This is a genomic window from Streptomyces sp. NPDC021622, from assembly GCF_040640795.1.
Classification (GTDB): Bacteria; Actinomycetota; Actinomycetes; order Streptomycetales; family Streptomycetaceae; genus Streptomyces.
Map to the genome: position 1 here is coordinate 183,050 of NZ_JBFACK010000016.1, position 26,746 is coordinate 209,795.

Genomic DNA, 26,746 nt, shown 5'->3' on the forward strand with positions numbered 1-26,746 from the left:
CTACCGCGCCTCCTGGTCGTTGTCCGGGCCGTGCGCGGCCCGTACCGGCAGCCGCTCCGTCCGCCGTTGGCCCGTCCCGTTCTGCCGGGCCGGTATCTCGCTCCGGCCGCGCAGCGCGGTGTGCTGCCCGTCCCACAGCGTGCCGTCGGTCCTGTCCCGCGGATCGGGGTCGACGAGCACCACACCGATCACCTCGATGCGCTGGTCCGCGAGCTGCCGCGCCACGGTGTGCAGCCAAGCGGCGCTGCCGTGCCCGGCGCGCACGACGAGCACGGTCCGGGTCCCGAGGTACTGGAGGTCGGTCCACGCCGTGCCGGGTGCCACGGAGCCGACGCCGAGTCGGCGCTCCTGCCGCGACACGGTCCCGGCACGCTCGCCGCCGACCACGGTCGGGCCTCCCGGCCTCTGGCGTCTGGCGAGTTGAGGGCCCGGCAGACCGTCGACGACGGTCACAGGACGACCGTCCGCCCCCAGCGCCGTCGCGACGTCCAGAGCGAGCACGCTCGTACTGCGCGCGCAGCCCAGTTCGAGCAGCGAGAGCGGTTCCGCTTCCGCGGAGCCGCGCACCGTACGGACGAGGGTCCCGGTGAGCCGTTCGCGCGCCACCCGGGTCCGTCGGCGCTGCCACAACTTGCCCGACCGGTGGGGCAGTTCCGCGATGACCGAGGCGCCCAGGTTCGCCGCGATGTCCCGGCGCAGCACCGGACGGTCCGCCACCACCGTGCGGACCGCGGCGATCGCGAGCCCGAGGACGAGCCCGAGGACGAGCCCGATCGCGGCGTTGGTGGCAGCGGCCTTGGGCAGCGAGTTGCGCACCGGGCGCGCGGCGTCCACGATCTGCGTGCCGGCGATGACCTTGGGTGTGCCGGTGCGCGCCTCCGCGGCGCGCTGGTCGAAGTCGGCGATCCGCGAGGTGAGTTCCGCCCGGCGGGCGAAGAGCGACTCGACGCTCGCCGACTCCTTGGGGTCGCTCTCCGTCTCCGGCGACCGGTCTCCGATCTCCACGTTGACCTCGGCGAGTTCGCCCCGCATACGGTCACGCTGGTCGAGGAGGGCCTTGGCCTCGGCCTTCGCGGTTTCCCGCATCCGCCGCACATGGTCGGCGACGAACGCGTCGGCAAGCGCCTCGGCCCGGGCCACCGCATCCGCGTCGCTGTCCCCCGTCACATCGATCTGCAGCAGGTTGTTGGTCAGGCCGGTGCCCCGGTACTTCCCCATGAAGTCCTCCGGGGCTTCCGAGGACTTGAGCGACCGCAGGGCCTTGTCGGCGATCCGCGTGGTCTCCAGTACGGCCACGTCGGTGCGGATCAGCGTTCCCATGTCGTTGGGCTGGTCCTCCGCATGCGCGACAAGGACTTTGGTCCGCGCGCTCGGTGGCGGCGGCAGCAGGACCGCCACCGCCACGCCGGCCAGCAGTCCCAGGAGTGCCAGGGAGCACCAGAGGCGGCGGCGCCGGCGCACCGACACCACCAGCGCCTGCAAGTCGAAGAGCGGAGTGGCCGCCGACGACTCAGTGGTCGTGCTCGTCGTCACGCCGAACCTCCCGTCCCGTTGCCACGCGCCGCGAGCGCCTCAGCGGCGTGGTCCGCAGGATGGTCGGCAGACCGCGTCGGACGGGCCCGCACCGGTCCTGCGACGACGCATCCGACGACGTCGTGCCCGCCGTCCGCACACGCCTCGGCGATGCCGGCGGCCTCCTCCGCGGTCCAGCGGCCCGCGCTGAGGACGACCAGGGCACCGGACTCCGTGCCGCGGTCCGGCACCGTCGGCCGGTCGACCGAGACCTCCACCACCCGCAGCGCGGGGTATCCCCTGCTCGAAGAGCTTGCGGAAGGATCGCTCCCGGCCTCGGCGGCGAGTTTCCCGGCGGCCCGGAGAGCGATCTCGTCGCCGTCCGGTACGACGACCAACAGCCGCCGGGAACCCGGCAGTTGGTTCCGGAGGCGGGCGCACACCCGCCGGTAGCGGATCCGTCTGCCGGCCTCGTCGCCGGACCGCTGCGGGGTCGGCAGGTCCCACCGGGTGTCGACGCCGAGGAGCCGGCGGATCCGGGGCCATCGGCCACGGTCCTTGGGCCGGTGTGCGGACGGTTCATCAGGTACGTCGACGGTGCCGAGGAGCGCCGAGCCAAGCGCCGCGGCGATCTCCGGTTCGGTGCGCAGCCGGCGGTTCATCCGTGCGGCGGTGAGATGGCCGATGACCGCGGTCAGGAAGAACAGCAGCGCCCCGGCGACGATGAGCTGTGTCCGCGTCGGCGGCGCCTCACCGGACGGCCGGGCCGCAGGACCCATGACGACCATGCCGGCCTTGTCGCTCGCCGGGTCGGCCTGTTCCAGCTTCGTCATGGCCTCCTCCAGCGAGGTGCGCAGCTTCTCAAGGGTGGTGCGCGCCTGCACGCTCTCCACGGTGCGTCCCGGGTCGGCCGCTTCGGCCAGGTCGGTGATGCGGCGGTTGGTCTCCTGGACTTTCTTCCGCAGCGCCTCGGGCCCGGTGGCGGCGGCTTCGGAGTCGGTGCCGCCGCCTGAGATCCGCGCGGCGAACGTGACGAATTCCTTGGCCACTTGGTCGGAGAGCCGCTGCGCGCGCTCCGGGGTCCCGGCCGTACCGGAGATCTTGATGATGTTCCCGTCGGCGGCCTTGGCGGTCACGCTGTCCCGCAGCTCGCCGCCGCTGACGCCGCTCCAGCGGAGCTCGGCGGCCACGCGGTCGGCGACCGACGAACTGGTCGCGATGTCGACCTGGGTGAGCAGCTCGCGCTCCTCCCACTGCCCCGGCAGCAGTACGGATGCCGACGCCGTGTAGCGCGGCGGGAACAGCGCTACCGAGGCGCCATAGCCGACGAGTGCGCCCACCACAGTGAGGACGGCGAGCAGCCGCCAGCGCCGGCGGAGAATCCGCCCGATGGTGACCAGGCGGATCGTGTCATCGTTCAACGCCGCCGCCTCTTCCCTGTTCGGGCCGTCCTGCCCGTCGGCCCGGGGGCGTGGTCACCGCAGGCAACGGCGTACGCGGCGAGCAGCGACGCCTGCGAGTTCCGCCAGGAGAGCGGCCCGCCGATCCGCTCCTGGCCGATCTTGCCCATCCGGGCGCGCTGCTCCGGATCGTCGAGGAGCCGCGCGATGAGCCCGGCGAATGCGGCCTCGTCGTTGGCGGGCGCGTAGAGGGCGGCGTCACCGGCGGAGACGCGCGCCTCCCGGAGGTCGAACGAGACGATCGGCCGGCCCATCGCCATGTACTCCAGGACCTTGTTCATGGTCGACACGTCGTTGAGCGGATTGCGCGGGTCGGGGGACAGACACACGTCCGCGGTGGAGAGGTAACGCACCAGGTCGGCGTCCGGGATGCGCCCGGTGAACTGCACCTGGTCATCGATCCCGAGCCGCTTGGACAGCTCCACCATCGCGTCGAAGGCGTCGCCGGAGCCGATGAACACGGCGTGCCAGTCGGTCCGCCCCGTCTCGTCGCGCAGCTTCGCGAGGGCCCGCAACGCGTAGTCGACGCCGTCCTGAGGTCCCATGACGCCGAGGTAGCACAGCAGATGAGGCTTGCCGCGCTTCAACTCCGGCTCGGGCGGCACCGGTTGGAACCGGTCGGTCTGAGGTGCGCTGCGGACCACGAACACGTCCTGTGGCCGCTGACCGCCACGGCGTATCGCGACGTCGCGGTAGCTCTCGTTCGTGGCGAGTACGACGTCGGCGGCCCGGTAGGTCCGCCGTTCAAGCGCGCACACGGCGCGGTAGAGCAGATCTTCGCCGCGGTCGAACCGGGAAAGGTACAGCTCGGGCACCAGGTCGTGCTGGTCGAAGACGAACCGCGCGCCACGCCGCTTCAGCCACCGCGCCGCAAGGAACAGCAGGTCGGGCGGGTTGCAGGCGTGGACCACGTGGACCGGGCCGACCTTGCGGGCAAGGCGGGCCGTGTGCCACAACGCCGATCCGTACTCCCGCAGGTACCCGGCCGGACCTCCGGTGGCCGCGCGCAACGGGTAGCGGTGGATCCGCACCCCGTCGATCACCGCCTCCGGCTCCGTGTCCCTCTTCTCCCCCCGGGGGCAGATGACGTGCACTTCCCACCCCGCGTCGCGCAGCGTCGTGCACTCCTGCCACACCCGCCGGTCGAACGGCACCGACAGGTTCTCCACGAGGATCAGCGCGCGCCGGTGCGTCCGGTCGCCGCCGGTTGTTTCATCGAACGATGTGTCACCAAGCAAGGCCTACGTACCCCGGTTCGGTTCGACGCGCATCGGCGTCGGGAAGGTGGATGAGGTCGACGATCACCGGGCCGTCCCCATGGGGCAGCGCCGCAAGCACGGCAGGGTCGCTGGTCCCGACCAGGCACACCTCGGCGTGTTCGAGCACCTCGTCGACGGAGTCCGCGAGCAGGTGCGCGAGGTGCGGAAGGCGGGTCTCGATGTACTCGCGGTTCGCGCCGATCAGCCGGGAGAGGCTCACGTTGGCGTCGTAGATCTTCAGGTCGTACCCCTTGCCGAAGAGTCTCTCCGCCAGCTCGACGAGCGGGCTCTCGCGGAGGTCGTCGGTGCCGGGTTTGAAGGAGAGGCCAAACATTCCGACGCGGCGCTTGCCGGTGCGCTCGACCAGCTCCACCGCGCGTTGCAGATGCGCGGAGTTGGAGGGCAGCACATGGGCGAGGATGGGCACGGAGACGTCGGCCCGCTGCGCCGCGTGGACCAGGCTGCGCAGGTCCTTGGGCAGGCAGGAGCCGCCGAAGGCGAAGCCGGGCCGCAGGTAGGCGGGGCTGACGTTCAGCTTGCGGTCGGCCAGGAACACGTCCATCACCTGGTGCGAGTCGACGCCGAGCGCCTGGCACACCGCGCCCAGCTCGTTCGCGAAGCCGATCTTGAGGCCGTGGAACGCGTTGTCGGCGTACTTGATCGCCTCGGCCGTCGGCAGGGGCACCCGGAACACCTCGCCCGGCAAGCCGTCGTACAGCGCCGCCACCACGTCGCCGCTTGCCGGGTCGAGCTCGCCGATGACGGTCTTGGGCGGGTCGAAGAAGTCCCGCACGCTCGTGCCCTCGCGCAGGAACTCCGGGTTGACCGCGACCCCTACGTCGGCCAAGACCGTGCCGCCGACGTACTTCTCCAGGATCGGTACAAGGAGGTTCAGGCAGGTGCCCGGGAGCATGGTGCTGCGGAACACGACGGTGTGCCGCCCACCCCGCTCGGCAAGCGCGGCGCCGATCTGCTCGGTGACCCGCTCCAAGTACGTGGTGCAGAGGCTGCCGTTGGGCTCCGACGGCGTACCCACGCACACGAGGGACACCTCACTGCCCATGATCGCCTCGCGGACGTCATCGGTGGCGCGTAACGCTCCGGTCCGCACCGCATCGGCGACGAGTTCACCGATCCGCTCCTCGACCACCGGAGCCTTGCCGTCGTTGACCAGGTCGACCTTCACCTGGTTCACGTCCACCCCGATGACCTCGTGCCCCATGCCGGCCAGGCACGCGGCCGACACGCAGCCCACGTAGCCGAGCCCGAAAACGCTGACTCTCATGACGCGTTCCTCCCCCAAGGCAGGCCCTTTCGGCCTGCGGTCCGCACGCCGGCGGAACCGTTGAATTGCAGCCCCCCGCGCATCAGTACGCCCCCTGGCCATGTATCACCGCACGCAGGGTCTTCCACAAGATCACCGTGTCCAGGGCGAGCGACCAGTCCTCCACGTACCGCAGGTCGAGGCGGACGGCCTCCTCCCACGGCAGGTCGCTGCGTCCGCTGATCTGCCACAGGCCGGTGAGTCCGGGCTTGACCAGCAACCGCCGCCGGATGTCCGGGCCGTATGCGGCGGACTCCTCCGGCAGCGGTGGCCGCGGACCGACGAGCGACATCGATCCGGTGAGTACGTTGAACAGCTGCGGGAGTTCGTCGATCGAGTACCGGCGAAGCACCGCTCCGAGCCGCGTCACCCGCGGATCCCGGCGGAGCTTGAACAGCAGCCCCGCGCCCTCGTTGCGGTCGGTCAGCTCGGCTCGTGCCCGGTGGGCCCCGGCGACCATGGTGCGGAACTTGAGGATGGTGAACTCGCGGCCGTCCTTGCCGACCCTGCGCTGGCGGTAGAACACCCCGCCCCGGCTGTCCACGAGGACGAGCAGTCCGACGAGCACCATCAGCGGCGCGAACAGCATCAGCAGGACCGCCGCGCCCATCCGGTCGACGACCCCTTTGATCGCCCGGCGCCCCCCGGTGAAGGTCGGCATGCTGACCCGCAGCAGCGGGATCCCGAGGACGGCGTCGACGTGCAGCCGCGGTCCCGCCACCTCCATGAGGACGGGTGCCACGACCATCTCGGCGTCGCTGCCTTCGAGGTTCCAGGCAAGCCGCTGCAGCCGGTCCGGTGACCAGTGCGGGTCCGGTGTGACCGCGACGACACGGTAGTAGCCGTCGCGGCGGACATGGTTGGCCACGTCCGCAAGGCTGCCGACGACCGGCACTCCGTCCAGCTGGTCGCCCTCAAGCCCGAGACCGTCCGTCGTGCACACCCCGTCCACCCGCCAGCCGAGGTGCGGCAACTTACGGGTGCGGGTGATCAGATCGCGCACGGTGGCCGGGCTCCCGGCAGCGAGCACCGGCCTCAGGCACCGCCCTTCCTTGCGCTGCTTGTGCAGCCAGAGGCGGAGCAGATACCGCGCGGTCATGGTGACGAGTGCGATCGCGGGGATCGCGACGAAGATCCAGAGCTTGATGTTGCGTGAGGTGAGGGCGATTCCGCCGAGCGCCAGGACGACGGTCGCCGTGAACAGTGAGCGTCCGAGCCTGCGGAACTCCTCGGCTCCCTGGCCGAGTACGACCGGAGTCCATGATCGGCTCACCGCAAGCGCGCCCAGCACAAGCAGTTCGGTGCCGAAAGCGAGAATTCCCCACTTCTCGTGCCAGTTGGCCGCGTCCCTGACCCCGAAGAAATTGCCGATCGCCGCCACCACCAAGGCGGTGGCCACGGTGTCGCTGGTGATCACGATACGGCGGTACCGCTGCTCCCAGTCGGTCGCGGGCCTGCTGATCGCCCCATTCGCCAGGCTCCCGTGCGCCGACGAAAAGGGGCCGACTAATCCCCCCTGCCGCACAGAAGCCCCCCGGTCCCCAGTAATTCGACGTGGTCATCGCCCAACACCGTTCCTCCCCCTGGGAGGCCCCCCGGCCCCCATACATGCATCCCGGCTACATCGGTGCTACTTGAGCCACGTCGGTGCTACGTGAGCAACCCGCCCTGGCGGCAGCGGACTCGCATGTCTTTCCAGGACTCGGGTGCTCCCCGCACCCAAAGCCCCTCTCGGCTCCAAGAATTGATCAACCCCACGCCCGGCGCCGGAGACGCAATTGCCGGCTGTCCGTAGCGCCTGACCTATAGATCATTATTTGTCGCCTGGTGTCCCAGCATGTGAAGCACGGTCAATCTAGACCATCGGAGCCCATCTGAAGAGGGCCATGTGTGGAATTTGTGCCCATGATTTGAAGATGGATCACAGATCGGTCACCGCTTGCCCGCGGCTCGGCGGCAAGGGCACGCCTTGCGACCTGTGACGACGTGAGTTCTCCGGCCTGCCGCACCGGCAATCCCGAGGCGGCCATGACAACGCCAACTGGGCCGCGATGAGGGCTTGTTCGGCGGAAACTCGCCGGTGGCGCGGGCCGGGTCCAGAACCCTCGCGGGGTCTAGAACCCCCGCCGGCTCTCCCGTATCAGCAGGACGAGCAGATACACCCCGCCGACGCACACGGTGACCGCGCCGGTCGGCAGGGGCACGCCGGGGATCACATGCTGCGCCGCGATGTCGGCACCGACCAGCAGGACCGCGCCGACGAGCGCCGAACCGGCGAGGTCGACGGAGGTTCCGTGACCGGTGAGACGACGGGCGATCTGCGGCGCCGCCAGCGCGACGAAGGCGATGGGACCCGCGGCGGCGGTGACCGCGGCCGTCGCGGCCACTCCGAGAACGACCAGCATCAGCTTCGTACGCTCGACGGGTACGCCCAGCATCGCCGCCGTGTCGTCGCCCAACTCGAGGCGTCGCATCCGGCGTCGAGCCACCGGGGCCGCCGACGCGACCCCCGCGAGTGCGACGGCGGCCAAGGTGATGGCGGGCCAGCCGACGGCGCTCAGCGAGCCGGCGCCCCACGCCGCGGCCGGCAGCGCGGTGGCGACATCGGCCTTCACCGAGAACCACGTGTTGACCGAGGACAGCAACGCACCGACCGCGATACCCACGGTGATGAGCCGGAAGTCCCGCACACCCCGCCGGAACGCCAGCAGATATACGGCGAGGGCGGTGACAAGGCCGCCGGCGAGCGCGCCCGCGCCGCGAGCGCCGCGCAACTGGTCGCCCCCGCAAGGAGCGTGAGGACGACACCGGTGTACGAGCCCGTGGTGAAGCCGATGACGTAGGGGCTGCCGAGCGGGTTGCGGGTCAGGGACTGGAAGATCGCGCCGCCCACGGCGAGGGCGGCGCCGAACAGCACGGCGGCGACGATGCGCGGTGCCCGCCACTCCAGGACGACCGTGCGGACGCTGTTCCCGGCCGTGCCCGAGAGGACCGCGGTCAGGTCGCCGAGGCTCAGCGGGTAGCTGGCGAGGGTGAGGGCCCACAGGGCCAGCGCGATCAGCGTGAGCCACAGCAGCCCGCACACGACAACCGCGCGTCGCGTCACTTTCAGGCTCAGGGGCCCCGCCCTGAGGACGAACACCCCGTTCACAGTGCCCTCGCCGGGCTCGTGCGCACCAGCAGGATCAGTACGGGCGCGCCGATGAGCGGCATCATCACGCCGACCGGCAGCTCGGCGGGGATCACACCGCACCGGGTCACACCGACCCGCAGCCCGAAGACCGCGCGGCGTCGTCACCGAGGGCGATCGCGTTGAGCGGGCGCGCACAGCAGACGGCGACAAGGAGGCCCGCCAGGACGAAGGGCACGATGGCACCGGCGGTACCCGTGGGGCGGTCGGTGAGGGTGCCCGCTCCCCAGAACCTCATGCGGTCGAAGGTCTCCGTGCAGCACCGCCACGAGGAGCACGCCGACGGCGGCGCCCAGGCCGATGAGCCGGCGCATCCTGCGACGCGACGACTGCGACGAACCGGCCGGCGGTGGCGCGGTCGTCGGCGCGAGCGCCTGTGCCATCGAGCCTCCCTGCGCAACCCGCCCTCCGGACAGCCCGAAGTGCAGTGCGTGTTCGAAGTAGTTGAACTGCCCGACCCCTGGTTCAGTGCCCGCCGAGCGCCCCCACCGCGTCCGCCGACAGCGCGCTCACCGGCACCCCGGACTCACGGCTCAGCGCGCGCCGCAGTCCGGCCCGGGTCGCGTAACCGGCCGCCCTGGCCGCAGCCGTCAGCTCGCCGCCGCCGCGGAGGTGTTCGACGGCGGCGTCCATGGCAGCTCACGGTGCGGTGCAGGTGAGCAGGGAGCTGATGGGGAAGCGTCGGTAGACGCGCCAGAAGGATTCGTCGCGCTGTGCGTCGGGCGGCGGAGTGCGGTTGGGGCGGCAGTGGATGTGGGTGAATCCGGCTTGCGCGGCGGCCTGTTCGACGTCGGTGAGCTGCCACTCGTAGTACGTGAACGGGGTGGGCGGGTCGGTCAGGAACTCCACCCGCAGCTGCGGCGCCTCACGGCCGGGACGACGCTCGATGATGCGGGAGCCGAACGGTTCCCAGTTGCGTTCGGGGAACGGGGCCGGGTTCGGCACGATGGCAAGGAGTCGGCCGCTGGGGCCGAGGCGGGCACGGATCGCGCGGAACATCGCCGCCAGGACGAACCTGCTGGGCGCGTAGTTGAAGAGATAGACGGCGGTGGCCAGGTCGAAGACGCCCAGATCCGGCAGGTGCGCGGCGTCGGCAACGTGGTATTCAATGCCCAGCGGGTCGCTGATCTCCTTCTCGCGGGCCAGGTGGACCATCTGCGGGGAGATGTCGACGCCGACCACCTTCTGGGCTCCCGCCTGGGCCAGCAGCCTGCTGTTGTGGCCGTAGCCGCAGGCCACATCGAGCACCCGCCGGTTCTCGACGCCGCCGAGCTCGGCGAGGGCATCGAGGAGGGTGAAGGTGTCGGCGGCGGAGAAGGCCGCGGTGGTCTTGGACTCCTCATAGCGCGTGCCGATGGCGTCGTACTGTGCCGAGGATTCCTGTTCTTGTGCCTGATCCACAGCCGTGCTCAACAGCCCTTCGCCGCACGGGTGGTGGCCGGGCCGAACGGTTCACCCGCCCGACGCACGGAGACCGGGGAGCATCGTCAGGTTGTGGCAGCGTCTGGCCGGTGCGAGAACTCCCCTTCACCACCGCCGTCGCGGTACGCGCCATGAATCTTCAGTTCCTGCACCCGCTGACGGACGACAAGAAGCGGGCAGAAGTATCCGTCGTCGTCTGTGCCACCGGCCATACCTCTTTCACCGTCACCCAGGAAGCGCGCAACGAGACAGGACTCGTGTGTGCCACCAGCGAGGCGGTACTGGTCGCCCTCGACCTCGCCGCCGGCACCGCCCGGCCGCTGTCCAAAGCCGAGCGCGGCTACCTCACGGCACACCGACCCGCGCCGCACAGCTGATGTGAACGCCGCCCGCGCAGGCACACGGACCGGATGCACTCGCGCCTGGAGGAAGCGGGGGCGGACGACCTGCAGGAAGCACGACCCTTCAGCGAGGAACCGCCCCCCGAGGAAGGAACGCCGCCGCGGCAAAACCCCCGAGTCCGATGACGGCCAGGACGATCAGGGCGGCGGCGTACGCGCCGACGGCCGGGTCGGCGACGATGACGGTGCCGGCGATCGCCGTGCCGAGCGCGGAGCCGAGGTTGGACACGCTGCGGGACAGACCCGAGATCTCGCTCTGCCTGTCCTCGGGGAAGCTCGACTGGACCACGCTGACCGACGGGGTCAGCATGACGCCGAGTCCCAGACCGATCAGGAGCAGACCGGGCACCAGGGCCCAGGGACTCGGCGAACCGTGCGCCATGCCCAGCAGGACACCGATTCCGCCGAGCGTGACCGCGAAGCCCACCATGATGAGGGTCCGCTGCGCGTACCGCTTGGCGAGGCGACCGGCTGCCATCGACGTCACGAGGACACCGGCCGTGGCCGCCGTGAAGATCACCCCGGTGCGGATGGCGTCGTATCCCCGCACCACCTGCAGATAGGCGGACACCACGAAGGACACGCCCATGAGCAGCAGCCACTGGGTGTGCTGGGTGACGAGGCCGAGATTGGACGTCAGGTCACGGAACAGGCTGGTGGAAAGGAGCGGTTCCACGCCGGAACGCTCCTTTGCGTGTGTCCACCGGAAGAACCAGAGCAGGATCAGCGCGCCTGTCAGGAGTAGGGCGGCCATGAGCCAGGCGTTGTTGTCGGCGGCCAGGATTCCCATGACGATGCACACGAGGCCGACGGCCGAGAGGACCGCTCCGCCGGTGTCGAAGTGGCGGGTCGGGTCCGCGGGCAGCGGGTCCTCGATCCGGCGGGTGAGCAGGATGATCACCACGACCACGAGCGCCTGGAAGATGAAGGCCGCACGCCAGCTCAGCGCCGAACTGATGAGTCCCCCGATCAGCGGGCCCGCCGCGGCGCCGATGCCGCCCAGCGCCATGATGGTTCCGAACGCACGGGCGCGGGAGACGACGTCCGTGAACAGCAGCGTGGCGAGGATGTAGACGGGTGGGATCAGCAAGGCCGTCCCGATCCCCTCCAGAATTGAGTTGCCGAGGATGAGGACGCCTAGGCCGGGTGCGGCAGCGCTGAGCAGGGCGCCCACGCCGTACACGGCGAGTCCTGCCATGAGACACCGCTTGCGGCCGTAACGGTCGGTCAGTTTGCCTCCGGGGATCATCAGCGCCGCCATCACGAGCAGGAAGACGGTGATCGCGAGCTGCACCCCTTGCACGGTGGTGTCGAGATCCTCGCTGATGTCGTTGATCATCACGTTCATGTTGGAACCGGCGAAGCTGCAGATGAACTGGGCAAGGGCGAGCGGCGCGAGCACCTGACGGGCTGTGCTCGATGCGCGCCCTGCGCCGCTCGTTCCGGTGGACGTGGGCGGCACGGCCATCACCTCGTCTCCGCTCGGGGTCGTCAGGACGTCAGACACCGGCCCACGACGAGGTACGCGGCACACGGGTGGGCCGGATGCCGTACATCGTCGTGAGCCGCCGGACGTCCGTCGTCACCCTCTGCGGGTGACGACGGAGGCCGCCGCCCGGGAGCACGGTCCTCGGACGAAGGTGCGGGTGACCGCGCCCGGCCCGGATACGGAGGCCCTGCCATGGCCAGCATGACCGCGTGGCACGCGAGGTGACCGTGCGCGGCGCACCGCCCGGCGTGCGGACGCTCTCGGGCTACCGCCGGAAGTGGCTCGTCAAGGACGTCGTCGCGGGGGTCGTCCTCACGACTCTGCTGGTGCCGCAGGGAATGGCGTACGCGGAACTGGCCGGCCTGCCGCCGATCACCGGCCTGTACACCTCCGTGCTGTGCCTGCTCGCCTACGCCGTCTTCGGCCCGTCACGGATCCTGGTACTCGGTCCCGACTCCTCGCTCGGCCCGATGATCGCGGCGACGATCCTGCCGCTGGTCGCCGCCGACGGGGACCCCGAACGGGCGGTCGCGCTCGCCTCGGTGCTCGCGTTGATGGTCGGGGCGATCACGTTCCTGGCCGGAGTGGCGAAGCTCGGCTTCATCGCCGATCTGATCTCCAGACCAACCATGATCGGCTACATGAACGGCCTGGCCCTGACCATCCTGATCGGCCAGTTGCCGAAGCTGTTCGGCTTCAGCACGGACGCCGACGGACTGATCGGTGAGGTCGCCGACTTCGCGAGCGGTCTGGCCGACGGGGAGACCGTGCCCGCCGCCCTTGCCGTCGGCGCGGGCGCGATCGTGCTGGTCCTGGTGATGCAGCGCTGGCTGGCCAAAGTACCGGCGGTCCTCGTGATGGTGGTCCTCGCGATGGCCGTGTCCGCGCTCTTCGACCTGGGCGAGCATGAGGTGCGGCTCGTGGGCGAACTGCCCGAGGGGCTGCCGCCGTTGACGATCCCCGACGTCCGTTTCGACGACCTCGGCCCGTTGTTCGTCGGAGCGCTCGGCATCGCTCTGGTGTCCCTCGCCGACACCATCTCCAACGCCTCGGCGTTCGCGGCCCGTACGGGTCAGGAGGTGCGGGGCAGCGACGAGATGGTCGCGATCGGCTCCGCGAACCTGGCGGCCGGTCTGTTCCAGGGCTTCCCCGTCAGCACCAGCGGGTCACGGACTGCGGTGGCCGAGCGCGCGGGTGCGAGGACTCAACTCACCGGGGTTGTCGGGGCGTCGCTGATCGTCCTCATGCTGGTACTGGTCCCAGGTCTCTTCCGCAGCCTGCCGCAGCCCGTGCTCGCCGCCGTGGTCATCACGGCGTCGCTCTCGCTGGCCGACATCGCGGGGACGAGGCGGCTGTGGCACCAGCGCAAGGCCGAGTTCCTGCTGTCCGTCGTGGCCTTCCTCGGCGTGGCCCTGCTCGGTGTGCTGCCCGGGATCGCGGTCGCGGTCGGCCTCTCCATCCTGAACGTCTTCCGGCGCGCCTGGTGGCCGTACAACGCGGTGCTCGGACGGGTGCCCGGCCTGGGCGGCTACCACGACATCCGTTCCTACCCGGACGCCGAACGCCTGCCGGGCCTGGTGATCCTCCGCTTCGACGCCCCGCTGTTCTTCGCCAACGCCAAGTCCTTCCGGGGCGAGGTGCTGCGCCTCGCCCGCGGCGAACCGCGGCCGCGCTGGATCCTGATCGCGGCCGAGCCCGTCACCGACGTGGACACGACCGCCGCCGACGTACTGGAGGAACTGGACCGGACGCTCAACGAGCTCGGCATCAACCTGGTGTTCGCCGAGCTCAAGGATCCCGTACGGCGCAGGGTCGAACGCTACGAGCTGACCCGCACCATCGACCCGCACCACTTCTTCCCCACGGTCGAGGCGGCCGTCGCCGCGTACCGCGAGGAAACCGGCGCGGGCGCGGAGCGGACCGCCGACGGTTCATCCCCTGAGGGTGAACCGGACCGTCCCGCCTGACGGGATGCTCTAGCCCGTCCCACTCTCTGAGCCCATCCAAGAGCAAGAGGAGGCCCGGACATGACCGAACAGGGAACCACCTCAGGGCAGACCGGCTCCGGCGCGCCGGAGCCCGCGCCCCACATCAGTGTGGCCGCCGTCGGCGGTGTCGTGTTCGCCGTCTGCATCCTGGCCATCATCGGCACGTACCACATGGTCGCGGGCCTCGCCACGGTCCTCGACCACAACTTCACCCGCCAACAGAGCGACTACGCCTTCGACTTCGACGTCGCCTGGCGGGGCTGGATCGAGATGGTCTCCGGCGTCGTCGTCCTGGCGGCGGCGTTCCTCATCTTCAGCGGTCGCACCTGGGCGCGCGCCGTCGGCATCACCGTCGCGGCTGCCGGCGCGCTGGAGAACTTCGTCTTCACCCCGTACCACCCGGCGTGGTCCGCGATCCTCATCTTCCTCAATGTCCTGGTCATCTGGTCCCTGGCGGTGTACGGGCACCGGCAGGCCCACAAGGTCTACGGGGCTCCCCTGTAGGCGAGTCGGCCGAGCAGCCGCCAGTCCAGCGTCGGACGGGCCCGGCGCACGCCCGGCCGCTGCCGGGGCACGAGCACCCGCAGGGCCAGCGGCCGCACCTCGATGCGCACGGGCACGCGCAGGCGCAGGGCCTCACCGTCGACGCCGACGGGAATCCACTCACGGTCGGCCTCGACCACGACGTCCGTCGCGGTCGTACGCGTCGTACCGGTGGACCGTCGGCCGCGCAGCAGCCCCGCGGCCTGCGCGGCCCCGGTGATGTTCACTCCGACGCACCCCAGCTCGCCGCCGTCCAGGCGCGCACGTCGCCCGAGCCCCGCGAAGTCGCCGGTTCCGTACGGGTTGTTGCTCACCAGGAGGGCCTGTGGCGCGGAGAAGGTGTGCGAACCGGCGTGCGCGGTGAGACATGCGCCTTCGTGCCCCAGAAGCAGGTCGGGAAGCAGTTCCAGGGTGGTGCGGGTCTTCCCGTCTCGGTAGGCGGGGCTCTGCACGACCTCGGCGTAGGCACCGAACGAGACGTTGTTGACGAACGGCCTGCCGGCCGCGCGGCCGAGGTCGACGTGGAGTTCCACGCCGTCCCGCAGGGCGTCCAGCGCTTTGGACGGGTCGTCGCGGTCCAGGCCCAGGTCGAGCGCGAAGTGGTTGCGGGTTCCGGCCGGGATCACCAGGAAGGGAAGGCCGAGCGAGGCCGCGACGTCGGCGACCAGCGCCTGGGTGCCGTCGCCGCCCGCGACACCGAGCAGGTCGGCGCCCTCCGCCGCGGCCTTGCGGGCCGCTTCGGCCACGTCGGTCTCCTCCGGCCCTTCGAGGAGCAGCACCTCGGCTCCCAGGGCCTCGGCCTTCTCGCGCAGGGCGAACCGGTGGACCTTGCCGCCGCCCGAGCGGGGGTTCATGAGCAGGAAGGGGTGACGGACCTCGGACGCCGGATGCTCCGCCATCGGAACCGTCGGAACCGTCGGGGCCTTCGCAGCCGCCGAGGAGGAATCCTCCCGCCGGACGAGGGCGGCGCGTCCGGTACCGGCCGCGAGCAACCACAGCGCGCCCGACACCGCCACGACCCACGTCAGATGGGCGCGGGTGTACGCCACGAGTACCCAGGCCGGGGCGCCGAGCGCGAGGGCCACGGACAGGACCCGCAACACACCGCGTCGCGTGAGGATCCACCAGACCGCGGCGACAGTGGCCCACATGCCGATGAGTCCGACGGCCAACAGGCCGAAGGTCCGAAGTCCCGCGAAAACGGCGGGGACGAGCACGGCTCCCCCGGCGGCGGCCAGTGACGCGCGCGCCAACCATGCCCCTCCCCCCGGACCGCTCAGCTCAGTCACGGCCCGCCTCGAACGAGAAGATGTGGCCGCCCCATGCCGCGAGGTCGGTGTAGAGCCCGGGGGCGAGCAGTTCGTCGCCGTCCCGCTCGTACCGTGCCTCGTCCATGAGGTCGCTCAACTGCCATACCCTGCCCGCCAGTTCCGGCCAGGGCAGCCGGATCATGGCCTGGGCCCGCCGGCCGGACAGGTTGACGACGATCACGTGCCGGCCCGCCTCGCCCGTCCAGCACCATGCGAGCAGCGACTGGTGGGTGGGGTTGTCGGGCCAGCCGTCGCAGCTCAGGAGTCGCCACTCGCCCGTACGCATACGGCTCTTGTGCACGCGTGCGAGGAGCCGCTCGTGGAACGCCCGCTGCGGGTCGTCCGGTGTCTCGTCGGGGCGCCGGGTCAGGAAGACGGGCAGGTGCGTGCGGCGTCCGGTGAACTGGCCCTCGTGCCAGAGCGTGGCGCCGGGCAGGGTGGCGATCAGCGTGGCCGCGGCCCGTTCCTTGGCGGGGCCGAGGGTCTGGGCGGCGCGTGGTTCGTCGTGGTTCTCCAGGAAGCGGACGAGGTGGCGCTGGTAGTCGAGGTCCGCCTGGAGGTGGCCGCGCACCGATTCCGGGCTCTCGTGGACGAGCCGGTCGTAGAGGCGCTTGTCGTAGCAGAAGTCGAAGCCCTGTTCCTTCAGGGCCCATTCGAGGTCCCAGTAGGCCTCGGCGACGAAGGTCATGCCGGGCCGTCGCTCGCGCACGGCGGTGAGGACCGTCGGCCAGAAGTCCTGCGCCGGCATCGGTCCGGCCCGTTCGCCCCAGGTCCTGCCGAAGACGTCGTTCATCATCAGCATCGCCATGTCGCAGCGGACGCCGTCGCACATCCCGCCGATGCGCCGCAGGACGTCGGTGGTCCCTTCGCGCAACGCGGCGCTGTACGCGTTGAGTTGGACGACGTCGGGCCAGGGCGCGAAGTACGGGTCTCGGCCGCGCGCGTACACGGCACCGCCGGTCTCGTAGTACGCGGCCGGGTCGCGGTCCAGGTCGTCCCGGGTGCCCCGCACGAAGTAGTCGGGGTGCTCGGCGAGCCAGGGACTGTCCGGTGCCACGTGGTTGGGCACGTAGTCGAGGAGGAGTCCGATGCCGCGCCGGTCCAGTTCCGCCCGCGCGACGGCGAGGCCATCGGGGCCGCCGATGCGCTCATCGACGGCGTAGCGGCGGATGCAGTACGGGGATCCGGCGATGTCGTCCTCGCCCGCGTCCGGCAGTGCGCGGGCGAACGCGGCGCGCAGGGCGGAGTCGGCGAGCGCGATGCCGAGGCCTTCGGCGCTGCGTTCCCACACGCCCATCAGCCAGACGGCGTCGATGCCGTGCGGGGTGACCTCGTCCCAGGCGTCCTTCGACACGTCACCGAGGCCCACGGTCCTGCCGGTGCGGCGCTCCAACTCCCTCAGCCACACCCAGGTGTTGACTTCGTGGATCACAGGTTGCGATGGCAGCGCGCTCATGATGCCCGCCCTCCGGGTCGGGAGAGATAGTCCTCGGCCGACAGGCGCCCGAAGACGACCATCAGGGTGGCGACCAGGCCGGTCCAGCCGGTCTGGTGGGCGGCGCCGATGCCCGCGCCGTTGTCGCCGTGGAAGTACTCGTGGAAGGAGATCAGGTCCCGCCAGTGCGGGTCGCTCTGGAACTTCTCCTGGCCTCCGTAGACCGGGCGGCGCCCGTCGTCGTCGCGCAGGAAGATGCGGCCGAGCCGGTCGGAGATCTCCTTGGCGACCTCGAAGAGGTTCAGCTGGGTGCCGGATCCGGTCGGGCACTCGACGGTGAAGTCGTCGCCGTAGAAGGCGTAGAGGTTGAGCAGGGCGCGGATGACGAGGGCGTTCATCGGGAACCACACGGGGCCCCGCCAGTTGGAGTTGCCGCCGAACATGCCGGAGTCGGACTCCGCGGGGACGTAGCCCACGCGCAGCTCCTCGCCGTGCACGTAGAAGGTGTACGGGTGCTCCGCATGGTGGCGGGACAGGGCCCTGATGCCGTACGGGCTGAGGAACTCCCCCTCGTCGAGGAGGTGGCCGAGGACGCGGATCAGCTTCTTCTCGTCGACGACCGACAGAAGCCGCGCGCCACCCGCCTTGCCCGCCTGTGCCGCCGCGAGGGTCGCCTTCAGGGACGGGTGCCGTCGCCCGAACTCCTTCAGGCGTTCGGTGAGATGGGGGATGCCGGCGAGCTGGTCGGGCCGGAACACGGTCGACGCGCACAGCGGCAGCAGGCCCACCATGGAGCGGACCTTGAGGCGTGTCGCCTGTCCGTCGGGCAGGCGCAGCACGTCGTAGAAGAATCCGTCCTCCTCGTCCCAGAGTTCGTCACCGCGCTCGCCGATGCGGTCCATGGACGCGGAGATCCACAGGAAGTGTTCGGCGAACTTGACGATGAGTTCCTCGTACGCGGGTTTCTCCTGGGCGAGTTGGACGGCGATCTGCAGCATGGTCTGGCAGTAGAGCGCCATCCAGGCCGTGCCGTCGGCCTGTTCGAGACGGCCGCCGGTGGGCAGGGGTGCGCTGCGGTCGAAGACGCCGATGTTGTCGAGGCCGAGGAAGCCGCCCTGGAAGACGTTGCGGCCGTCCGGGTCCTTGCGGTTGACCCACCAGGTGAAGTTGGTGAGCAGCTTCTGGAAGGTGCGTTCCAGGAAGGCGTCGTCGGAGTGGCCCGTCAGGCGCTCCTCGATCATGTGGACGAAGTAGGCGGCCCAGGCGTGGACGGGCGGGTTGACGTCGCCGAAGTTCCACTCGTAGGCGGGGATCTGCCCGTTGGGGTGCAAGTAGGCGTCGTTGAGGAGCAGTTCGAGCTGCTGTTTGGCGAAGCCGGTGTCGACCACGGCGAGCGCCACCGTGTGGAACGCCAGGTCCCAGGCCGCGAACCACGGGTACTCCCACTTGTCCGGCATGGACAGGATGGAGTCGCTGACCATGTGGAACCACTCGCGGTTGCGGACGCCGTGCGCCTCGGGGCTCCACGGATCGAGGCCGTGCTCGGCCAGCCACTGCTCCAGGTCGAAGTAGTAGTACTGCTTGCTCCAGAGCATCCCGGCGAGGGCCTGGCGCAGGACGCGCGCCTCGTCCTCACCCAGTGAGGGCGGGGTCAGGGCGGCGTAGAAGGCGTCGGCCTCCTTGCGGCGGTCCCGCAGCACGGTGTCGAAGCCGCGGGTCAGGGAGATGTCCGTCCCCGCGGGCGCGAGCCGGAGGCGGACGGACGACGAGCCGCCCGCGGGCACGGTCAGCGTGTAGTGGGCGGCGGCCTTGGTGCCCGTGCGCTCCGGGTTCACCGCTCCGCTCTCGCCGTCGACGACGCAGCGGCCGATGCCGTCCTTCACGTACGGCGATGCGTTCGCCGAACCGAAGAGGCGCTCGTGGTTCGTCTCGTTCTCCGTGAACAGCAGCGGCACGTCACCTTCGAAGTGCAGTTCGTGGCTGCCGAGTTCACCGTGCGTCGTACGGATGACCGATGTGCCTTTGCCGCCCGTGACGGCGGTCATCTCCGGTTTGTTCGTGCCGTCCGACCAGGACCAGGTGTTGCGGAACCAGAGCGTCGGCAGCAGATGGAGCGGGGCCTCCTCGGGGCCGCGGTTCTCCGCGGTGATCTGGATCAGTATGTCGTCGGGGGCCGCCTTGGCGTATTCGACGGTCACGTCGAAGTAGCGGTCGTCGTCGAAGATCCCGGTGTCGAGCAGTTCGTACTCGAACTCCTGGCGGCCACGGGCGCGGTTGGTGGCGAGGAGATCGTTGTACGGGAACTCGCCCTGCGGGTACTTGTACTGGTAGCGCATGTACGAGTGGGTGGGCGTGCTGTCGACGTAGAAGTAGTACTCCTTGACGTCCTCGCCGTGGTTGCCCTCGCTGTTGGTGAGCCCGAACGCCCGCTCCTTGAGGATCGGGTCGTGTCCGTTCCACAGGGCGAGGGCCAGGCAGAGCCGCTGTTTGTCGTCACTGATGCCGCCGAGGCCGTCCTCCCCCCAGCGGTAGGCGCGCGAGCGCGCGTGGTCGTGCGGGAAGTAGAACCACGCTTCGCCGTCGTCGCTGTAGTCCTCACGGACCGTGCCCCACTGGCGCTCACTGAGGTACGGGCCCCAGCGCCGCCATGCCGCGCCTTCCTGGCCGGTCAGTGCGGTGCGCTGCTGTTCCGTCCGGGCCTTCCTCTGCGCGTTCATTCGGCGTCCTCCCTGCCGGTTCTCTGCGCCGCCTCCGCGTGTACACGGCCTGCTGGGGGCGCAGCCTTCCGTTTCGGCCGACACCCTGCCTCACCTCCCGAGGGTGATATGGGCGGGGTGTCTAACCGTGGGTCAGGGACTTGAAGTTGGCGAGTACGACGCCGAGGGCCGCCGCGGCGAGGCCGGTCAGGAGCGCATTCGTACGCGTACGCCCGGACAGGCCGCGTGCCGCGCAGCAGAACACGAACAGGAGGATCAGCGTGACCCAGCGGGACAGCGTGAAGGCGAGGCGCTCGGCGAAGAGTCCGAAGCCGGCCAGGACGAAGAACAGGATCGGCGCGACCGCGGCCGAGAACGCGGTGGAACGTTCGGCGGCCGTCCGCCGCCGCTCGCCCCACGTGGGCGGACGGCCGCGCTCCGCCTCCTGCCCGATCAGCGAGGCGAAGGCCTCGGCGGCCACGATGCCGGTGAGCGTGGCCGCGAGCAGCAGGGCGGTCTCGAACGCGGGCGGCGGATGGTCCTCCAGGGCCAGCAGGAGCGACAGGACGACGATGCACCCGTACACGCCTCGCGCGGCGATCAGTCCGGCCGTCGCCGCGGCGAGCCCGCCGTGCCCCTTCCGGAACATCACCCGGGGGCTGCCGTGGGGACGGACGGCTTCTCGGGGGTCCGTTCCTCCGCCTCGGGCTCATCGGGCTCGGCCGGGCGCGCGAGGACGGTGACGAGCACGACGTATCCGGCGAGCAATGCCGCCACGACCAGCAGGGCGGTCCACGAGGAGAACAGCAGGGCCACGACGGCGGCCACCACGACGCCCGCGACACGGAGCACGTCGAGGTGCCGGTGGACCCAGGTCCGCAATCCGCCGCTGGTGGCCACCTGTTGGGCGGTGCGCGCGGTGAACCGGCCGGTGGCCTTGGTCCCTTGGGCGGTGTACCGGCGCAGGGCCTTCGGCAGCCGCCCCGGACCGACGAGATAGGCGAGTACGGCGAGGACGATGCCGAGCCAGAGCAGCTGGTCGCCCCGTTCGCGCAGAGTGGTGAAGACCGTGTACAGGGCGGCCTGGACGCCGTCGCGGTAGACGCCCTCCGGGAGCGCCGACAGGAGCTGGTCCCGCACGGCACGGAGCACGGCGGCAAGCACCGTCACGGAGATGACGAGCCACAGGCCGAGCTGAAGTACCGTGCGGCGGCGGTTCGGTGAGACCCACAACGCGACGCCGAGCAGGACGAAGGTGCCGATGACCAGACCGGCCACGCCTCGCTTGAAGAGGAGCACGGCGTCCTGGAGCGGGCCGAGCTTGTCCCTGTCGTACAGGGTGATCTGCCCGAAGTCGGCGGGCAGCGAGACGCCGAGCGCGTCCTCGATCTTCTCGTGCAGGCCGGGGGGAATCTGTCCGGTGCCGATGGCCGGCAGGTCGAGTTCCTTGCCGAAGAGGGTGGGAAGTCGGTCCTCGACGGCCTTCAGGACGTCGTTCATCAGCGGCAGCAGGTTCAGCGTCACCGTGCTGCCGTCCACCGACACGTTCTCGGCCCGGTCCTCGAGGACTGCGATGATCCGCGCGTGCGCGGTGCGGTTCGTCCTCTCCCACAGCGACTGGAACGTGTCCGTCCCGAGGAGTTCGGAGACCTTGTCGCGTACGAAGTCCCGTACCGCTCCATCGACCGGTACGGCCAGGAAGGAGGCCTTCGGGGGCAGCGCCTCGGCCAGCCGCGCCTCGACGTTCAACTTGCCGTAGATCTCATCGGTCATGAACTTCGTCACCGCCGCGTTGATCGCGCGGTCCTGCGGCAGGGGCCCGACCGTGGCGACCCAGCGGTCCGTGTTCAGGGTCGTCCGCGCGCCCCAGACGCCGATCACCGAGGCGACCGTGCAGAAGCCGACCAGGGCGATGAGCACGGCGGCGATGGTCCTGCGCACCGTGAGCCCGAAGCTCCGCCGCCGGGTGCGTGCCGCCGCCTCGGCGCGCAGTCCCGCGACTTCCTCGCGCAGTTGTTCCACTTCGCTCCGGTCACCGGCGCTCCGGTCACCGTCCGGTTTCGCCGGAGACTTCGGCCCCTCGGGTCCGGCTTCTGACATGACTCCCCCTCGGCCGCCACGCCGGGCGGCTTCGCGCCGTCGGCGGTGCGGTCACCCTGGGGCCTTCGGGGCGCCCGTCCATCACCCCTTGCGGGTGACGCGCGGGCACGCGCGGTGCGACTGGATGGAGGCGACGCCGACCGGAGGGAGACACACCATGGTCACGATCGGACCGGTTCAGATGCTGGCCGTCGAGTTCGGACCGGACGCCAAGTTCGCGGGAAAGATCATCGAAGAGCTGGAGAGCCTGGAACGCTTCGGCTTCATCCGCGTCATCGATCTTCTGTTCGTACAGAAGGAGCAGGACGGCACGATCTCCGGCCGTGACTACCAGGCCGAGGGCATGGGCACCACGATCGCCTCCCTGCTCGGTCTGGAGACCAGGACCCTGCGGGAAGTGGAAGCACTGGAGGAGATGGCGGACGAGGGCTATCCGTTCGGTCTCTCGCAGGACGACATCAGGGAGATGGCGTCCGCACTCGACCCCGGTACGTCAGCGGGGTTCGTCCTCCTGGAGCACGTGTGGGCGAGGACGTTGCGGCGCGTGATCCGCGAGGCCGGAGGCGTGCCCATCGCGGAAGGGTTCCTCACCCCGGAGACCTTCGGTCCGGTGGCCGCCGAGATCGCAGAGGCGGTGCGTGCGCTCGACGCGGCCGCCGAGGAGACATCGCAACGCCATGCCCGCAGGCGTCTGGGGAGGCTGTGATGACCGAGCTCGTCGTCCTCGGCTTCTCCGACAGGCAGAAGGCCGAAGAAGTGCTCCGCCTCGGTGCGGACCTGTCACGTCAGGAGCTGCTCGACCTGGAGGACGCCGCGCTCGCCTGGCGGACACCGGACGGGAAGGTCCACGTACAGCAGGCGCACAGCACCACCGGGGCGGGAGCGGTGACCGGCGCCGTGTGGGGGACGCTGTTCGGCATGCTGTTCCTGATGCCGGTGTTCGGCGCGGCCGTCGGAGCCGCGGCGGGCGCGGCGGCCGGGCGCCTGCGCGACGTGGGCATCGACGACGCCTTCATCAAGGAGGTGGCCGCGACGCTGGAGCCCGACCGGGCCGCGGTGTTCGCGCTCGTGCGCAAGTCCACGCCCGACCGGGTCCGCGCGGCACTGCGCCCGTTCGATCCGACAGTGATCCGTACGTCACTGACGAAGGAGCGCGAGGAGGAGCTCGTCGCGGCGCTGCACGGGGTCTGACTGCACGGAGTCTGAGAGGCCGTCCTTCCCGGATCGGCGCCCCACTCTCCTCACCCGGGTGAGACGGCGGAAACGGACGATGCCGTCTCACCCCGTCCCATCCGATACTGGCCCTTCGCACAAATGCCTGAGCAGTGGAGGCGGTGTCGCGATGGCCGAGCGGTCGGAAGAGACGTCTTTGTCGTCCTTGTCGTCCTTGCCGGAGCAATTCCTGACGCTCCACTCCAAGGTCGGCATACCTCCTCTGCCGGCCTGGGCGATTGCCAGGCCACGGCAGACAGAGTGCCTCGCCCGAGGGGCGCTCGGCCCCCTGACGGTCGTGGCCGGGCCCGCCGGTTCCGGCAAGTCGGCCCTCGTGCTGCTCTGGGCGCACACAGGGAAAGTGCCGGGACCACTGGCCTGGGTCTCCTGCGACAGCGGCGACGAACTGCCGGGCGTCTTCTGGCCCTGTGTGCTCCAGGCACTGCGCCATGCCGGTGTCGACGTCGCCGCGGCCGGTGAAGCCCCCGAGTGCGGCGACGCCCTCGACTATGTGTTCATCGCGCGGCTGGCCGCCGGGCTCACCGCGAGGAGCACACCGGTCGCCCTGGTGCTTGACGACTTTCATCCCGCGGCCGGCTCCGTCCTCGCCGAAGGGGTGGCCTACCTGCTCAAGCGGGCCGGTGCGGCGCTGCGCCTGGTCGTCGTGGCCCGCCGGGACCCGCCTCTCCCCCTGCACCGCTCCAGGCTGGCCGGTGAACTGTCCGAGATACGCATGGACGACCTGGCCTTCAGCGACCGGGAGACCGCCGCACTCCTCGATCAGCACGGCGTCGCACTGTCGAGGCCGTCGGTCCGTGCCCTGCGGGAACGCACCGAGGGGTGGGCGGCCGGTCTGCGCCTCGCGGCCATGTCGATGGCCGGACACAGCGACCCGGAGGGCTTCGTGCGGCAGTTCACGGGCGATGACCAGGCCGTGGCGAGTTATCTGCTCGAAGAGGTTCTCGACACCCAGTCCCCCGACATGCGGCGCCTCATGCTGGCCACCAGCGTCCCGGAACGCGTCAACGCCGAACTGGCCACGGCGCTTGTCGGGCGCACAGCGGGCAAGCTCTTCTCCGCCATGGTCGAACAGAACGCCTTCTTCCGGCCGTTGGGGCACGGGTGGTATCGCGGCCACCAGATGCTCGTCACTTTCCTGCGGCTGCGCCTGCGCCACGAGACGCCCGGCCTGGCGGGGGAACTGCAGCGGAAGGCCGCCGCGTGGTTCAGCGGTCAGGGCCTCCTCACGGAGGCCGTGCGCAGTGCGGCCGAAGCCGGGGACTGGCCCTGTGCGAGCCGCCTGATCGTCCATCAGCTGGCGATCGGTCAGGCCCTGGGACTGACCGACGACCGCTTCACCGCCGAACTGTTCCGGAACATGCCGCACCACGTGGTGACCCGTTCCGCGGCCCGCCACGAGCCGGAACCCGCGTTGGTCTGCGCGGCGGCGGCCCTGTCCCGAGGCGACACCTCCGCCTGCGACGAGGCACTCGGCCACATCGAACGGGCTCTGGCACGCCGGTCGGACGCGGACGGCGAGCACGGCGCGAGGATCCGCCTGACGCACTCCGTGATCATCATCCAGCGCACGCGGACCAGCGATGTGCCCGCCGCTGTGCGCGCGGCGGCCACGGCGCAGGCACTCTTCGGCGAGGTCTCCCCCGAAGTGCTCGGCGACCGGCCCGAGTTGAGAGCGCTCGTCCTGTCGACCCTCGGCGGCGAAGAACTGCGCGGCGGCCGGCTGAAGGCCGCCGAGACCACGCTCCTGACGGGCCTCTCCGCGGCGACCGCGGTCGGCAACAGCGCCCTGCGCCGCGCCTGTCTGGAGGACCTGGCGCTGCTCCAGGCGCTCCGGGGGCGGTTCCGTGCGGCCGCCGAGTTCGCGGCGAGGGCCGAACACCCGACCCTGACCGCCCGGTCCCGCCCCGACCGCTCCGGAGCGGCGGTTCTCGTCGCCAAGGGCTGGGTGGATCTGGCCGGCGACCGGCTCGATGCCGCGGAGTCCGAGCTGAGCCGGGCAGGGACCGTGCTCCAGTCCTCGCCCGACCCGTTCGTCGGGGCCGTTCGCGCGCTGGTCCTGAGCCTGACGAACATCGCGGAGGGCCGCGGCAACCGCGCGCTGCGCACCTTGGCGAGCTCGCGCGAGCACGCGACCGCCCCTTGGCTTCTCCAGCGACTCGATGCCGCGGAGCGGGAGGCGCACGTCGCGCGGCCGCGCCCCGCGGGCGGCTTCCGCGCGGACGGGGAGCGGACGCGGGCACCGGACACGGCGGCGGCCCCACAGATCTTCGGATCACTCAGCGGGCGCGAACTCGACGTACTCGTCCACCTCGCGCAGATGATGACCACCGAGGAAATCGCCGCCGAGCTGTATCTGTCGGTCAACACGGTCAAGACCCATCTCAAGAGCGTCTACCGCAAGTTGGCCGTGACCCGGCGGACGGCCGCCGTACGGCGGGCACGCGAGCTGCGTCTGCTGTGAGAGGTGCGACCGCACCAGACGGTGCGGTCGGCGCGGGACCGGGGTCACAGGAGGCGGAGTCCGCGGGCCCGGCTGACCGCATCGCCGCGGGAGGTGACGTCGAACTTCCGGTAGATGGACCGCACATGACTCTTGACGGTGTTCACCGATACGTACAGATCGGCACCGATCTCCCGGAGCGACTGTTCGCCCTGCAGCCGTCGCAGCACGACCGCCTCGCGCTCGGTGAGCCGGACGGCGGGCTCCGGCGCCCCGAACACTGCTGCGGGCGGACCCGGCAGTCGCGCCGCCCGCTTCTTCGCAGGCGGCCGGACCGGGCGCGAGGAGGCCAGGAGGGCGGACGCCTCCTCCGTCAACGCGTCGGCGAGCGGCGGGTCGTGCAGCGAGTACGCGATGTCCGCAAGCACATCGGCTATCCAGGACGCGGACAGGGAGACCGCCGACTCCACGGTGAATCGGTCACAGCCGAGCGCCCGGAGCTCCCTGCGCAGCGCGGCCACCCGCACGGAGCTGATCTGCTCACGGCTCAACATCGCATGGCGCGCCGTTCGTCGGCACATCGTGGGCATGTCCTCACCCCTCAAGAGGAACACCGGCTTCTGCCCACATCCTCGGGCCGCTCCGCCCGGCCCGCCAATACCTAAGCGCCGTCCGCGCCGCCCTCGGTGCCCGGGCCGCCGCCACCCGGAAGCCTCCGCACCTCCACGAGTTCGAGCCCGAGTGACTGGATCCGGTCCAGGATCCCGTACAGCGCGGCCTGGTCCAGCGACGAGCCGCGCAACACGGTCTCCGCGGGATGCACCGAGATCGTCAGCTCGCTGAACGCCGCCCGCAACGACTCGCCCGCCCTGCCCTTGATCCGGATCTCGAAGCCGTCGGCCGCCGCGGCCATGACGCCACCTCCGTCCGGAGCGGGCGGTACG

General features: G+C 70.6%; 21 protein-coding genes and 2 pseudogenes. 6 read left to right on the forward strand and 17 right to left on the reverse strand.

The genetic code is table 11. From position 1 onward, the window contains the following. From AB0G47_RS29435 to AB0G47_RS29475, 9 genes and pseudogenes are all read right to left on the reverse strand, one after another. Nucleotides 1-1,533: a Wzz/FepE/Etk N-terminal domain-containing protein gene (locus AB0G47_RS29435; protein ID WP_360776139.1), complete on the reverse strand. Its 1,533-nt coding sequence runs from the start codon at nucleotides 1,531-1,533 to the stop codon at nucleotides 1-3. Continuing rightward, nucleotides 1,530-2,933 carry a Wzz/FepE/Etk N-terminal domain-containing protein gene (locus tag AB0G47_RS29440; protein ID WP_360776142.1) on the reverse strand — a complete coding sequence of 468 codons (1,404 nt, stop codon included), beginning with the start codon at nucleotides 2,931-2,933 and terminating at the stop codon, nucleotides 1,530-1,532. The genes AB0G47_RS29435 and AB0G47_RS29440 overlap by 4 nt, the downstream gene beginning before the upstream one ends. After that, on the reverse strand, nucleotides 2,930-4,210 hold the full coding sequence (locus AB0G47_RS29445) for a glycosyltransferase family 4 protein (protein ID WP_360776145.1): 1,281 nt from the start codon (nucleotides 4,208-4,210) through the stop codon (nucleotides 2,930-2,932). The genes AB0G47_RS29440 and AB0G47_RS29445 overlap by 4 nt, the downstream gene beginning before the upstream one ends. Next, nucleotides 4,200-5,516, reverse strand: a complete 1,317-nt coding sequence (locus tag AB0G47_RS29450; RefSeq protein WP_360776148.1) for a nucleotide sugar dehydrogenase — start codon at nucleotides 5,514-5,516, stop codon at nucleotides 4,200-4,202. The genes AB0G47_RS29445 and AB0G47_RS29450 overlap by 11 nt, the downstream gene beginning before the upstream one ends. An 82-nt stretch (nucleotides 5,517-5,598) precedes the next feature. After that, on the reverse strand, nucleotides 5,599-7,080 hold the full coding sequence (locus AB0G47_RS29455; protein ID WP_360776151.1) for a sugar transferase: 1,482 nt from the start codon (nucleotides 7,078-7,080) through the stop codon (nucleotides 5,599-5,601). A gap of 589 nt (nucleotides 7,081-7,669) precedes the next feature. Next, a pseudogene (locus tag AB0G47_RS29460) lies at nucleotides 7,670-8,706 on the reverse strand (iron chelate uptake ABC transporter family permease subunit). Between the two features lie 106 nt (nucleotides 8,707-8,812). Next, nucleotides 8,813-8,983: an iron chelate uptake ABC transporter family permease subunit gene (locus AB0G47_RS29465; RefSeq protein WP_360776154.1), complete on the reverse strand. Its 171-nt coding sequence runs from the start codon at nucleotides 8,981-8,983 to the stop codon at nucleotides 8,813-8,815. A gap of 227 nt (nucleotides 8,984-9,210) precedes the next feature. Continuing rightward, nucleotides 9,211-9,378 (reverse strand): annotated as a pseudogene (locus tag AB0G47_RS29470) (AraC family transcriptional regulator); the annotation flags it as partial. Nucleotides 9,379-9,384: 6 nt separating this feature from the next. After that, a complete protein-coding gene (locus AB0G47_RS29475) occupies nucleotides 9,385-10,146 on the reverse strand; it encodes a class I SAM-dependent methyltransferase (protein WP_360776157.1) in 762 nt (253 codons plus the stop codon). A gap of 110 nt (nucleotides 10,147-10,256) precedes the next feature. Here AB0G47_RS29475 and AB0G47_RS29480 point away from each other — a divergent pair, with 110 nt between their 5' ends. Next, entirely contained in the window at nucleotides 10,257-10,544 is a 288-nt protein-coding gene (locus AB0G47_RS29480) for a hotdog domain-containing protein (RefSeq protein WP_360776160.1), read from the forward strand. 88 nt (nucleotides 10,545-10,632) lie between these two features. On the opposite strand, the gene AB0G47_RS29485 is transcribed toward AB0G47_RS29480, so the two are convergent. Further along, the gene (locus tag AB0G47_RS29485; protein ID WP_360776277.1) at nucleotides 10,633-12,036 is read right to left on the reverse strand and encodes an MFS transporter; all 1,404 of its coding nucleotides are present in this window, start codon (nucleotides 12,034-12,036) and stop codon (nucleotides 10,633-10,635) included. A gap of 230 nt (nucleotides 12,037-12,266) precedes the next feature. Between AB0G47_RS29485 and sulP the strand changes: the two genes are divergently transcribed. Then, complete coding sequence (gene sulP, locus AB0G47_RS29490; RefSeq protein ID WP_360776163.1) at nucleotides 12,267-14,024, forward strand: sulfate permease; 1,758 nt, start codon at nucleotides 12,267-12,269, stop codon at nucleotides 14,022-14,024. Nucleotides 14,025-14,084: 60 nt separating this feature from the next. Continuing rightward, nucleotides 14,085-14,549 carry a hypothetical protein gene (locus tag AB0G47_RS29495; protein WP_360776166.1) on the forward strand — a complete coding sequence of 155 codons (465 nt, stop codon included), beginning with the start codon at nucleotides 14,085-14,087 and terminating at the stop codon, nucleotides 14,547-14,549. Here AB0G47_RS29495 and AB0G47_RS29500 read toward each other — a convergent pair. From AB0G47_RS29500 to AB0G47_RS29520, 5 genes are all read right to left on the reverse strand, one after another. Further along, entirely contained in the window at nucleotides 14,531-15,841 is a 1,311-nt protein-coding gene (locus AB0G47_RS29500) for a diacylglycerol kinase family protein (protein ID WP_360776169.1), read from the reverse strand. The genes AB0G47_RS29495 and AB0G47_RS29500 overlap by 19 nt on opposite strands. 28 nt (nucleotides 15,842-15,869) lie before the next feature. After that, the gene (locus tag AB0G47_RS29505; RefSeq protein WP_360776172.1) at nucleotides 15,870-17,354 is read right to left on the reverse strand and encodes an alpha-amylase family glycosyl hydrolase; all 1,485 of its coding nucleotides are present in this window, start codon (nucleotides 17,352-17,354) and stop codon (nucleotides 15,870-15,872) included. Further along, the gene (locus AB0G47_RS29510; protein WP_360776175.1) at nucleotides 17,351-20,050 is read right to left on the reverse strand and encodes a glucosidase; all 2,700 of its coding nucleotides are present in this window, start codon (nucleotides 20,048-20,050) and stop codon (nucleotides 17,351-17,353) included. Before AB0G47_RS29510 ends, AB0G47_RS29505 begins: the two co-directional genes overlap by 4 nt. Nucleotides 20,051-20,171: 121 nt before the next feature. Further along, entirely contained in the window at nucleotides 20,172-20,678 is a 507-nt protein-coding gene (locus AB0G47_RS29515; protein WP_360776178.1) for a hypothetical protein, read from the reverse strand. Further along, entirely contained in the window at nucleotides 20,678-22,129 is a 1,452-nt protein-coding gene (locus AB0G47_RS29520) for a hypothetical protein (RefSeq protein ID WP_360776181.1), read from the reverse strand. The genes AB0G47_RS29515 and AB0G47_RS29520 overlap by 1 nt, the downstream gene beginning before the upstream one ends. A 157-nt stretch (nucleotides 22,130-22,286) precedes the next feature. On the opposite strand from AB0G47_RS29520, the gene AB0G47_RS29525 reads away from it, so the two are divergent. From AB0G47_RS29525 to AB0G47_RS29535, 3 genes are all read left to right on the forward strand, one after another. Beyond that, nucleotides 22,287-22,835: a DUF1269 domain-containing protein gene (locus tag AB0G47_RS29525; protein WP_360776184.1), complete on the forward strand. Its 549-nt coding sequence runs from the start codon at nucleotides 22,287-22,289 to the stop codon at nucleotides 22,833-22,835. After that, nucleotides 22,835-23,320: a DUF1269 domain-containing protein gene (locus tag AB0G47_RS29530; RefSeq protein WP_360776187.1), complete on the forward strand. Its 486-nt coding sequence runs from the start codon at nucleotides 22,835-22,837 to the stop codon at nucleotides 23,318-23,320. Before AB0G47_RS29525 ends, AB0G47_RS29530 begins: the two co-directional genes overlap by 1 nt. Before the next feature lie 319 nt (nucleotides 23,321-23,639). Further along, a complete protein-coding gene (locus AB0G47_RS29535) occupies nucleotides 23,640-25,823 on the forward strand; it encodes a LuxR C-terminal-related transcriptional regulator (protein ID WP_360776190.1) in 2,184 nt (727 codons plus the stop codon). Nucleotides 25,824-25,867: 44 nt separating this feature from the next. On the opposite strand, the gene AB0G47_RS29540 is transcribed toward AB0G47_RS29535, so the two are convergent. Both AB0G47_RS29540 and AB0G47_RS29545 read right to left on the reverse strand, forming a co-directional pair. Continuing rightward, nucleotides 25,868-26,383: a LuxR C-terminal-related transcriptional regulator gene (locus AB0G47_RS29540; RefSeq protein ID WP_360776193.1), complete on the reverse strand. Its 516-nt coding sequence runs from the start codon at nucleotides 26,381-26,383 to the stop codon at nucleotides 25,868-25,870. Between the two features lie 80 nt (nucleotides 26,384-26,463). Beyond that, entirely contained in the window at nucleotides 26,464-26,715 is a 252-nt protein-coding gene (locus AB0G47_RS29545) for a hypothetical protein (protein ID WP_360776195.1), read from the reverse strand. Nucleotides 26,716-26,746: the final 31 nt, after the last annotated feature.